Annotated in this window: 10 protein-coding genes; all 10 read left to right on the forward strand. The window is 71.6% G+C overall.

Annotation, left to right across the window (positions count from 1 at the left end):
* Window positions 1-20: 20 nt before the first annotated feature.
* The 10 genes from ACPYN4_RS00740 (at window position 21) to ACPYN4_RS00785 (ending at window position 10,956) form a co-directional block, all read left to right on the forward strand.
* Complete coding sequence (locus tag ACPYN4_RS00740; RefSeq protein ID WP_315549444.1) at window positions 21-599, forward strand: hypothetical protein; 579 nt, start codon at window positions 21-23, stop codon at window positions 597-599.
* A gap of 33 nt (window positions 600-632) precedes the next feature.
* Window positions 633-1,514: a hypothetical protein gene (locus ACPYN4_RS00745; RefSeq protein ID WP_424445346.1), complete on the forward strand. Its 882-nt coding sequence runs from the start codon at window positions 633-635 to the stop codon at window positions 1,512-1,514.
* Window positions 1,511-2,827 carry an RDD family protein gene (locus tag ACPYN4_RS00750; RefSeq protein ID WP_424445347.1) on the forward strand — a complete coding sequence of 439 codons (1,317 nt, stop codon included), beginning with the start codon at window positions 1,511-1,513 and terminating at the stop codon, window positions 2,825-2,827. Before ACPYN4_RS00745 ends, ACPYN4_RS00750 begins: the two co-directional genes overlap by 4 nt.
* Window positions 2,828-2,882: 55 nt before the next feature.
* Window positions 2,883-7,463 (forward strand): FtsK/SpoIIIE domain-containing protein, encoded by a 4,581-nt coding sequence (locus ACPYN4_RS00755; RefSeq protein WP_424445348.1) that lies wholly within the window; start codon window positions 2,883-2,885, stop codon window positions 7,461-7,463.
* A 99-nt stretch (window positions 7,464-7,562) separates the two neighbouring features.
* Window positions 7,563-7,853, forward strand: coding sequence for a WXG100 family type VII secretion target (locus tag ACPYN4_RS00760; RefSeq protein ID WP_232321638.1), 291 nt, complete (start codon window positions 7,563-7,565; stop codon window positions 7,851-7,853).
* 77 nt (window positions 7,854-7,930) lie between these two features.
* On the forward strand, window positions 7,931-8,218 hold the full coding sequence (locus ACPYN4_RS00765) for a hypothetical protein (RefSeq protein ID WP_076691524.1): 288 nt from the start codon (window positions 7,931-7,933) through the stop codon (window positions 8,216-8,218).
* Between the two features lie 99 nt (window positions 8,219-8,317).
* Complete coding sequence (locus tag ACPYN4_RS00770) at window positions 8,318-8,608, forward strand: WXG100 family type VII secretion target (RefSeq protein WP_232321638.1); 291 nt, start codon at window positions 8,318-8,320, stop codon at window positions 8,606-8,608.
* A 107-nt stretch (window positions 8,609-8,715) separates the two neighbouring features.
* Window positions 8,716-8,940: a hypothetical protein gene (locus ACPYN4_RS00775; protein ID WP_076691523.1), complete on the forward strand. Its 225-nt coding sequence runs from the start codon at window positions 8,716-8,718 to the stop codon at window positions 8,938-8,940.
* Window positions 8,941-8,948: 8 nt separating this feature from the next.
* Entirely contained in the window at window positions 8,949-10,706 is a 1,758-nt protein-coding gene (locus tag ACPYN4_RS00780; RefSeq protein WP_424445349.1) for an ABC transporter substrate-binding protein, read from the forward strand.
* Between the two features lie 34 nt (window positions 10,707-10,740).
* Window positions 10,741-10,956 carry a hypothetical protein gene (locus ACPYN4_RS00785; RefSeq protein WP_281652131.1) on the forward strand — a complete coding sequence of 72 codons (216 nt, stop codon included), beginning with the start codon at window positions 10,741-10,743 and terminating at the stop codon, window positions 10,954-10,956.
* Window positions 10,957-11,146 lie beyond the last annotated feature (190 nt).

Genomic DNA, 11,146 nt, shown 5'->3' on the forward strand with positions numbered 1-11,146 from the left:
CAGCCCTCACCCCGGATGCGGTGCTCGAGGGCGCCGTCGTGTCGTTCAGCGGGGACACCTTGGTCGCATCCGGCGGGAGGATCATCGAAGAGGCTGATCTGCAGCTGGTCGATCCGGACGTGCAGGCAGACCCGTCGAGGAGCCGGCTGCTCGACGGCGTGCCGTTACTGGCGCGCGGTGATGCGTGGATCATCCCGCTGATGTGGAATCCGCTCACCGAAGGCCAGCCCGTCGACGGCGAACTGTCGCGACGGGGCAGCGAACTCTGGTCGAGCATTCGAGCGTGGGCGGAGTACGCGCACGGCGTTCCGATCATTCCTGACCTCGAGGACCCGGATCTGTGGAGCGCGTATCTGCGGGAACTGGTGAGCACGGGAGCGCGCCGCGCGGACTGGTGGGGATCGAAGGACGCGGCGCTGGTGCTGGTCGTCTCTGGTGACCCAATCCCGGCGCCGGTGCGCGCGATGGCTCTGCACGTCGTGCCGATCGGCTGGGTATCGGAGCGTCGGGCGCCGAAGCGGTTCCCCCCGATGGACCTCGCCTGGTCGTGGGCCGACGCCGTCGAGGTCGCCGGGGGGCGGTGCGGCGGGACCGGATAATCTGAAGCGAACGCAAGACGAGGGGCGGAACGGATGACCGACACGATCGGCGGCATCGGGGTGGCGCTGGTGCCGCGCATCTATGGCGCGAGCCAGCTGGGTGTGCTGTCGGTGACGGCGCCGGGACCGGCGCACCCGCGTGTCGAGTACGGCGGCGGGGAGCTGTTCATCGGTCTCGACGAACCCCGGGATGGTGCAGCCACAGCTGTGACCGAGGGCCAGACCGACGCGTGGCCACAGCCGTTCCGCGAGGCGCTGCTCGCCGCGCTGGGAGCCGCCACGGCACTGCCCGACGCCGCCGAAGGCGCGACCGTCATCACCGACGAAGCGGATGCCGCGGCGATCCTCCTAGAGCCCGCCCGACTGACGGGCCGTCAGCTGTCCGGTGCGCCCGTGGTCCTCGCCCTCGCGCGGGATCGTGTCGTCCTCGTCGGCGCCGACGACGAGGCCGCGCTCAGCCGCGCGCTGGACCTCGCCGAAGAGCTCTACGACGCCGGCGGCCCGCTGGTCAGCGCCCACCCGATCGTCCTGCAGGACGATGCCTGGGCGCCCTTCGACTGGCGCGAGCGCGTCCCGTCGCTCCGCCCGCGGTTCGAGCGCGTGCTGCGCCTGTTCAGCGTTCGCGCGTATGAAGCGCAGACGGTCGCGCTGCAGCGCCCCGACGTGCATATCGCCGACCCGAAGATCCGCGTGCTCGACGACGGCGTCACCGTCACCTTCGCCGCCTGGCCGAAGGGCACCGCGACGCTGCTCCCCGTCGTGGACAACGTCATCATCGCCGACCCGTCCGGCCAGCTCAGCGTCGCGACGATGGCCGAGTTCCTGGATGCCGCGGGGGATGCGGTCGTGCGGACCGGCCTGTCGCCGGCCCGCTACTTCGTGCCCGGCGAGCGACCGCGAGACACCGGGGCATGATCTGGGAGATCGAGCATGAGACGCGGGTCGTCGACGGTCTGGACGCGCAGGGCCGGCCCGACCCCGCGTACGCCGCCGCCCTCGGCCTCGTGCCGGCACCGTTCGGCAGGCGCGCGCTCGCCTTCGCGATCGACATCGCGATCTGGCTGATCCCCCAGCTGCCGCTGTGGCTCGGGGCGGTCCCCCTGCTGCTCAAGCTCGCGACAGGAGCCATCTCGCCGTACGGGTTCGTCAACCATCCCGATTTCGTGCTGGCCGTCATCATGGCCGCCGTCTCCGTTGCGCTCTCCCTCGTCTACGTCGTCGTGCAGTGGATGCTGCATGGGCTCAAGGGGATCACCATCGGCAAGGCGATCACCGGCATCCGCAGCGTCAATGTGATGACCCTGGAGCGCCCCGGCGTCTGGGCGGTGCTCCTGCGGTACATCATCGTGGCGGCATCCGGGATCCTTCCGGCGGTCGGCCCCGCGCTCGTGCTGCTGTCGCCCACGTTCGACCTCGAGCGGCGTGGCCGTGGCTGGCACGACCGTATCGGCAAGGTCTGGCTCGTCGACGTGCGCCACGGCCTGAACCCGTATGACGAGAAGCGCATGCGCGTCGCACGCAAGACGGTCAAGGCGGAGCCGGCCCCCGAGCGCGTCGAACTCCCGTCCCTCGCGACGCCGCGCGACCCCGTTGCGCAGCCGGAATACCGCCCCGGCAGCCGCATCAGCGCGGGCGTCGTCGGAGTGCCGCGCTCTCCCGAAGCCCCGGCGATGCCGGCGCCCGCGGCGGCCGCGGCACCGGCATCCGCTCCGGTGAACCCGGCGACCCCGTCGCCCGCGGCGACGCCCGCCGCTCCGGCCGTGGCGACGCCGGCCCCGGCGGTGGCGACGTCTGCCCCGGCGGTGGCGACGTCTGCCCCGGCGGTGGCGACGTCTGCCCCGGCGGTGGCCGTCTCCGAGGCCCCCGGTCCCCGGCGCCGCGGCCGGATGGGCGGGCTTGCACTCAGGCTCGATACCGGGGAGACGATCCCCGTGACGGCGCCGATCCTGCTCGGCCGCGATCCCGACGCCGCCGCGCACCCGGGCGCCCGGGCCGTTCCCCTCACCGACACCACCCGCACGCTGTCGAAGACGCACGCGCTCGTCCAGCCCGTCGCGGGGGGTCTGGAGATCATCGATCGCCGCTCCACCAACGGCTGCGGGGTGATCCGCGGCGGCATCGAGACCGAGCTCGCCTCCGGCGGATCGGCGACGGTCGCCGAGGGCGACGCGATCCGTCTCGGCGACCGCACCGCCGACGTGGTGCAGATCGCGCCGCTGCAGACATGAGCGAGGCAGACATGAGCGACGCCGACATGACCGACGAGTGCATCGGAGGAGTCTCGTGAGACTGAAGCTGACCCTGCATCGCGGTGAGGGCGATCCGGTCGACATCGTCGTCACGACCGACTCCACCGCGACGGCCGGAGACGTGGCGCGCCACATCGCCGAGTCCGACCCGACGCGCACCCTCGCCTTCGCGGAGGGCAGCGCGCTGACTCTCGCGGTCGCGCCGCCGACCGACGCGCGCATGGTGCCGCTGCACCCCGACGTCGCGATCGGCGAGGCGCCCATCGGCTCGGGGTTCGCGGCATCCATCGTCGAGGTGGGCGCCGGGTACGTCGCCGCCGACCGACGCGAGGTCGTCGGCGTGCTGCGCGCGACGGCGGGGCCGCTCGCCGGGCAGGAGTTCCCGCTGTCGGCGGGCCACGTCTCGCTCGGGCGCGACGAGGGCAACGACATCGTGCTGGCCGACCCGATGGTCTCCAAGCGCCACGCCCGGCTCGAGGTCGGCGCGTACGTCGAGGTCGTCGACCTCAACTCCGCCAACGGCGTGCTCGTGGACGGCGTGCAGATGCAGCGCGTGCGCATCGAGGACGGCACGCCGTTCGTGATCGGCGGAACCACGCTCGTCCTCTACCTGACCCGGGCATGGGACGGCTCGGGCGAGGAAGACCCGATCATCGAGCGCGGCGGCGGACTGCTGTTCAACCGCAGCCCCCGCGTGGAGGTGCGCTACCCCGGCACCAAATTCAAGCCGCCGCGGCTGCCCACCGAGAAGATCGGCAAGGTCTTCCCCTGGCCCATCCTCATCGCCCCGATCCTCATGGGGGCGGCGCTGTTCGCGCTGAACGGCAACCCGCGCTCGCTGCTGCTCATCGTGATGACGCCGATGATGGCGCTGTTCAACCTCGTCAACCAGTCGGTGCAGAGCAAGAAGAGCCAGAACCACGAGTTCCTGCTGTTCGAGCGGCAGTTCGAGCAGCTCGAGGAGGACTTCTTCCACGGCAAGCCCGAGGAGGAACGCGCGCGCAACGCGGAGGCACCACCCGTCGCCGAGGTCTTCGACCAGGCCATGCGCCTCGGCCCCATGCTGTGGACCCGGCGCCCCGAGCACTGGAACTTCCTCGGCCTGCGGCTCGGGACCTGCCGCCTGCCGGCGCGTAACGCGATCGACGACGCCGAGGCCCCGGACGGCCTGCCGGAGTTCATCGACCGCGTCGACCGGCTGCGCGAACGCTACGCGTTCGTCGACGACGTGCCGGTGTTCGAGACGCTGCCCGCCGCCGGCTCGATCGGCATCGCCGGGCCGCGCGCCCTCGTGTCCGACGCCATGCGCGGGATCGCGGTGCAGCTGTTCGGGCTCCATGCCCCCAATGACGTCGTCGCTGTCGCTTTCGCCGACTCCACGTGGACGAGTGAACTGGACTGGCTCAAGTGGCTGCCGCACACCACCAGTGAGCGCAGCCCTTTCCAGACCATGCCGCTGGCCGACTCGGCGCCCACCGGTGCCGCGCTGCTGAACTCCCTCGAGGACTACGTGCAGCGTGCCGCGGGCGGCGGCAGCGGCGAGCCGCGCGGTCCGTTCAAGGACGAGTGGAACCCGCTTCAGTACGGCACCGACGTCGCTCGCGCGGCGGAAGACCGGGGCCGGACGCCCCCGGTCTCGGTCGTCGTGTTCATCACGGGCGACGCGCCCGTCGACCGGGGGCGTCTCACCGACGTGCTCGAGCGCGGCGCCGACCACGGTGTGCACGCGGTCTTCGTCTCCCACGCCGTCGAATCCCTCCCCGCCGTGTGCCGCAGCTACATCGAGCTCACCACCGACCTCGACGATGCACGCGTCGGCCTCGTCCGCAGCGGCGCCGCCTACGATCATGTGAAGGTCGAGGGCGTCTCCCACGCGTACATGCAGATGTTCGCCCGGCGCCTGGCGCCGGTCGTGGATGCCAGCACCGTCGTCCACGACGCGTCCGACATCCCGGGCTCGGTGAACCTGCTGCAGCTGATCGACCCGGCGATCGCGGAGGACCCCGCCGTCGTGATCGAACGGTGGCGCCAGAACAACACGATCGTCGACCGCTCCACCGCACCGCGCCCGCGTCTGAAGAAGGCGGGCGGGCTGCGCGCCATCACCGGTCAGGGCGTGAGCGACGCCATGGTGCTCGACCTGCGCGCGCAAGGGCCCCACGCGCTCGTCGGCGGCACCACCGGCTCGGGCAAGAGCGAGTTCCTGCAGGCGTGGGTGCTCGGCATGGCTGCCGCGCACAGCCCCGACCGGGTCACCTTCCTGTTCGTCGACTACAAGGGCGGTTCTGCGTTCGCGGACTGCGTCGACCTGCCGCACACGGTGGGTCTGGTCACCGACCTCAACCCGCACCTCGTGCGCCGAGCCCTGACGAGTCTCCGAGCCGAACTGCAGCACCGCGAGCACCTGCTCAACCGCAAGAAGGCCAAGGACCTGCTGGAGCTGGAGAAGCGCCAGGACCCGGAGTGCCCGCCCTCGCTCGTGCTCGTGATCGACGAGTTCGCCGCCCTTGCGTCGGAGATGCCGGAGTTCGTCGACGGCGTCGTCGACATCGCGCAGCGCGGCCGCTCCCTCGGCATCCACCTCATCATGGCGACGCAGCGTCCCGCCGGCGTCATCAAGGACAACCTGCGCGCCAACACCAATCTGCGCATCGCGCTGCGCATGGCCGATGAGGCCGACTCCCGCGACGTCGTCGACGACCCGATCGCGGCGACCTTCCCCGCGAGCGTCCCCGGGCGTGCGATCGCCAAGACGGGTCCGGGGCGCCTCGTGCCCTTCCAGTCGGCCTACACCGGCGGCTGGACGACGAGCGACGACGCGGCCGTCGCGGAGGTGCGCGTCGCCGAGCTGCGTTTCGGTGCCGCCCCCGAGTGGGAGCCGGACCGGCCCGCCGAGTCGGACGCGCACGCCGAAGATCTCGGTCCCACCGATCAGAAGCGCATCGTGTCGACGCTCCTGCGCGCGAGCGAGGTCGCAGGCCTCCCGCGCCCGCGACGCCCCTGGCTCGATGACCTGTCGCCCCTCGTGGATGTACAGGATCTGCCGAACGAGGGCGACACCCGCATCCCGATCGCGCTCATGGACGTGCCGGAGAAGCAGCAGCAGGAGGCCGCGGTGTTCGTCCCCGACCGGGACGGCTCGCTCGTCATCTACGGGACGAGCGGCTCGGGCAAGTCCACGCTCCTGAAGACGATCGGCGCCGCCGCAGGCCTGCGTCCCGAGCGCGGCCGCGTCAACGTGTACTGCCTCGACTTCGCCACCGGCGCGCTCGGCGCGCTCGCCGCGCTGCCCCACGTCGGCTCGGTCGTCGACGGTGGCGATGTGGAGCGCATCCAGCGCCTGCTGCGCACGCTCGACGGTGAGATGGACCGTCGGGCGGCGGCGTTCGCCGCGGTCAGCGCCGCCTCGATCCAGGAGTACCGTGAGCTCGCCGATGCCGCGCTGCCCCGCATCCTGCTGCTGATCGACAACTACCCCGACTTCAAGAAGGACTGGGAGGTCGCGCCCGGTCGCGGTCCGTCGTATCGCACCTTCATGCGCATCCTCGGGGAGGGGCGCACGCTCGGCGTGCACACCGTCATCACGGCCGACCGCGGAAACGCGGTGCCGAGCGCCGTCGCGGCCAACGTTTCGCGCAAGGTGGTGCTGCGCATGGGCGACCCTTCGCAGTACATGCTGCTGGGCGTGCCGCGCGACGTGCTCGACGAGCAGTCCGTGCCCGGCCGGGCGGTCATCGACGGTCACGAGGCGCAGATCGCGGTCCTCGGCGGGACCTCCAACGCCGTCGAGCAGACGAAGGTGCTCGGCGCTCTCGGTGCCCGGCTGCGCGAGCAGGGGGTGCGCGACCTGCCCGAGATCGGCGCGCTGCCGACGCTGGTCCCGGCGAACGAGATGCCGGCGAGCGTGGAGGGGATGCCGGTGTTCGGCGTCGCCGACGACACCCTCGCGGCCCGCGGCTTCGAGCCGATCGGATCGTTCGTCGTGTCGGGTCCGCCGGCGTCGGGACGCACGAACGCGCTGAAGGCGCTCGTCGTCGCGATGGAGCGGTTCGATCCGGGCGTGCGCCTGTACCACTTCGGCAGCCGTCGGTCGGAGCTCAAGGACTTCCGGCCGTGGGTGCGCAGCGCGACCCGGCCCGAGGATGAGCGGGACCTCGCGACGGAGCTTGCCGAGCTCGTGGTCAGCGAGTCTCCGGGCGGGCGCATCATGATCGTCATCGAGGACATGCCGCACCTGGCCGACGGCGTCGCCGACCGCCCGATGCGCGCGCTGCTGCAGGCGATGAACGACAGCGAGCATCTGCTCGTCGGCGAGGCGGAGATCACGCGCGCCAGCGGCAGCATCGGCGTGCTCGGTGAATGGAAGTCGGCCCGTCAGGGCATCGTGCTCAAGCCCGACACGTACGACGGCGAGGCGATCTTCAAGACGCCGTTCGGACGGGTCAAGCGGAGCGACTTCCCGGTCGGGCGCGGAATCTTCGTGCAGGCCGGCAAGGCCGTCACGATGCAGATGCCGTTCGTCGCCGACGTGCAGGACGTGCAGGCCGAGGCGCCGTCGACGCGCGCGGCGGCGCGCGCCACGGCGCCGGCCGGCACCCCCGCGACGCATGGGTAGTTCTCCCCATGGGTGGCGCGGGACCGGTTCGCTAGCATCGATCGCGCGGGGTCGTTCGGACTCCGGACGACGTAGGACGACACGCTGGGAGGCGGGTTCATGGCACACGATTTCGGTGCAACGTACAGCGAGATGGAGAGCGCGGCGCAGCGTCTGCGCGACGGTCGCCAGACGGTGACCGACACGCTGAAGGAGCTGCAGGGCATCATCGATGACCTGGTGCAGGACGGTTTCAAGACGGAGAACGCGTCGGAGGCGTTCTCGACCGCGTACTCGGAGCTGACGACGTCGCTCGATGACGCCGCGGAGGCTGTCAACGACATGGCGCAGGCTCTGGATCGGATGGCGGACCGCATCCGTGACACGGACGCGGAGCTCGCCGGCGGCTGAGCCGCACCAACGACCCGGCGTCGCGGGGATGATGTGGCCCGAGTGAGCTGATGCTGTGCGCCGCTGGGAGGTCTTTGATGGATGCCGACGCGTTGATGACGATCGTGCGCGAGGAGGGCCTTGACCAGCCGGTGCTGGAAGGTCACGGCGTCCTGCGCAATGAGGCCGTCGTGCTGCAGCGCGAGGGAAGCGGGTGGACCGTCTTCCTCGCCAACGAGCGGGGAGGTCGCATCTCTTCGACGGTTCGTGAGTTCGAGAATCGCTCGGACGCGCTCGAGCACGTACTCGAGAAGCTGCGGCAGACGGCGCGGGCTCGTGAGGCGATGGCGCGACTTCGCGCCCGCCGCGCGGCAGCGGATGGGTAGTTCTCCCCATGGGTGGCGCGGGACCGGTTCGCTAGCATCGATCGCGCGGGGTCGTTCGGACTCCGGACGACGTAGGACGACACGCTGGGAGGCGGGTTCATGGCACACGATTTCGGTGCAACGTACAGCGAGATGGAGAGCGCGGCGCAGCGTCTGCGCGACGGTCGCCAGACGGTGACCGACACGCTGAAGGAGCTGCAGGGCATCATCGATGACCTTGTGCAGGACGGTTTCAAGACGGAGAACGCGTCGGAGGCGTTCTCGACCGCGTATTCGGAGCTGACGACGTCGCTCGATGACGCTGCGGAGGCTGTCAACGACATGGCGCAGGCTCTGGACCGGATGGCGGACCGCATCCGTGACACGGACGCGGAGCTCGCCGGCGGCTGAGCCGCACCAACGACGCAGGGTCGTGGGGGGATCGCAGGATCGCCCCACGACCCTTCGTCGTCACAAGTGACGATTAGGATCATTCCGACGGACGGAGCGCGCAGCCGATGACCCCCTCGCAGAGCTACTGGTACAACCTCAGCACCCAATCGGTGGTGCGTGACGACGTGCGCCCCTCCGAGGACTGCCTCGGCCCGTTCGGCAGCGCGCAGGAAGCCGAGGAGTCGCCCGCGGTTCTCGTCGAGTACGCCCGCGCCTGGCTCGAGAGCGAGGAGAGCGAGCCGTACCGGCAGATGGCCGCTGAACTCGACGACGACACCGACCTCCGCTGACCGGCACGATGGGGCTCCGTCGCCGCGTCGCGGCCACCGCGGTCGCGCTGGTCGCCGTGACGCTCGCCGCGTGCGCTCCGGCGCTGCCGGAGTCGGTGGTGCCCGGGACGCACGCCGTCGTGGGTGTCACGGGCGAGGTCACCTCCAGCAACCCGCTCGCCTCGCCGACACCGGCGAATCTCGAGCTCGCCGCGGCGACGCGTGCCGGCTTCGGCGCGATGGTCGACGGCGAGTTCGTCCCCGACCCGAGCTTCGGTGCAGTGACGATCAGCGGCGACGATCCGTTCATCGTCCGGTACGACCTCGCCGAGCCGTCCTGGTCGGATGGCACCCCGGTGGACGCCGCCGATCTCCTCCTCGGCTGGGCCTGGGCGGCCGGCATCCTGCCGGCCGATGACGCGGATGCCGGTGCGGAGGCCGAAGCGACGGATGCCGGTGCGCAGGCGAGCCTCGAGCCGGAGATGGCCGGCGTGCCGGAACTCGACGAGTTCGGCCGCGCGATCGTGGTGCGCTTCGCCGCACCGACGATGCTGTGGCAGACCGCCGTGACGGCGCAGGTTCCGGCGCACATCGTCGGGCGCCTCGCGTTCGGACTCGACGACGCGATGGAGGCCAAGCAGGCGGTGGTCCGGGCGATCGAGGACGACGACGCCACCGCCCTCGCGAAGATCGGCGAGGCGTGGGATGAGGGCTTCGCGTGGGGCGAGGACGACGATCCCTCCGCCGACCTGCTGCTCTCCAGCGGCCCGTACCGGGTGGTCGACGTGACCCGGGATGCGACCGGGCAGAGCGTGACGCTCGTGCCCAACGCCGCCTATCGCGGCGGTGCGGCGGCGCAGGTCGCCCGCGTCGATCTGGTGCCGGCCGGTGCCGACGCGGTGGCCGAGGTGGGTGCTCGTCTTGACGTCGTGCAGGTGGCGCCCACGGCCGCCAACGACGCACCGATCCACCAGCTGGAGCGCCGCGATGGGACGGTGGCGACGACGCATGACGGCACGGTGTGGAGCCTGCTGCTGCGCCCCGCGGGCGTGCTGACCGATGCGGCGGCGCGCGCGGCGTTCCTCCGCCTCGCGCCGGTGGGTGACATGGTTGACCGTGGCGCGGGGCCGTGGGCGGCGGCATACGCCAAGACGACCTCCATGCTGGCGATGCCGGGCTCCCGCGCGTTCGACGTCGTCGCGGAAGACTCCGGGTTCGCCGCCGCCCTCGGCACGCCGGCCGATGACGCCGTGCTGGACCGCGAGGCCGCCGGTGTCCCGGCCGGCGCGACGGTGTGCGTGCTGTACGACCGGGCGAGCCCCTTCGCCGCCGGGGCGTTCGCGGCACTGCGCGACGCCGCGGCCGAGGCGGGATGGACGGTGACCGACTGCGGCGCCGACGACATCGACGCCGCCCTCGCGCAGGGAGGCTGGGTCGCCGCCCTCGCCCGCGTTCCGATCCCGCAGAGCCCGGCGCAGATCGCCGAGCAGTGGGGGAGCGCGAGCACCACGGCGCTCACATTGCAGGCGGATGCCGAGCGCGACACCCTCATCGCGCAGTACGCCCACACGGTGGACGTGTACGACTCCCGCGACCTGCTCGCCCAGATCGAAGCCACGATCGTCCGCGCCGCCGTCACACGGCCGCTCGCGATGAACCCGGTGGTGACGCTCGCCGACCGCGACGTGACCGGCGTGGCTGCGCGCAACGGACCGGGGCCGATGCTCCTGCCCGGCATCGCGCAGTGGAGTGCCGCCGTCGATGCAACGGCGGTGACGGCGCCGTGATCGCGAGCCCGCAGGCGATTCGTATCGCGTCGGCGTGGCAGGTGCGCAAGCCGGTGTGTGGCCGAGCGGCATGGTGCGCGACCAGGGCGGCGGCCTCACCGCCTACCGCCTGGAGGCGGAAGCGGAGGCCGAGGCTGAAGCGGATACCGTCGTCGACACCTTCGCGCTCGTCGATCCGGCCACCACGTCGACGGTCGCCGCGCAGCAGGCCGACGCCGAGCGCGCAGGTCTCGGCCGCCCGACCGGCTGAATCTTCGTCTTGCGTCCAGCGATCTCCCAGGTCTAGGCTGAAGGGCTGTCGTGTCGTCACCGGCGCGGCGGTCCCCGCTCATCGACTCCTGGAGGAAGCCATGTCCACGGCCATCGTCATCACGAAGCCCGCTTCCTTCCGTGCCCCGGCCGTCGCCGGCGCCGCCGGGAGCCGGCGCGGATAACAGGCG

The organism is Microbacterium sp. CH-015 (genome assembly GCF_049707015.1).
GTDB lineage: Bacteria > Actinomycetota > Actinomycetes > Actinomycetales > Microbacteriaceae > Microbacterium > Microbacterium aurum.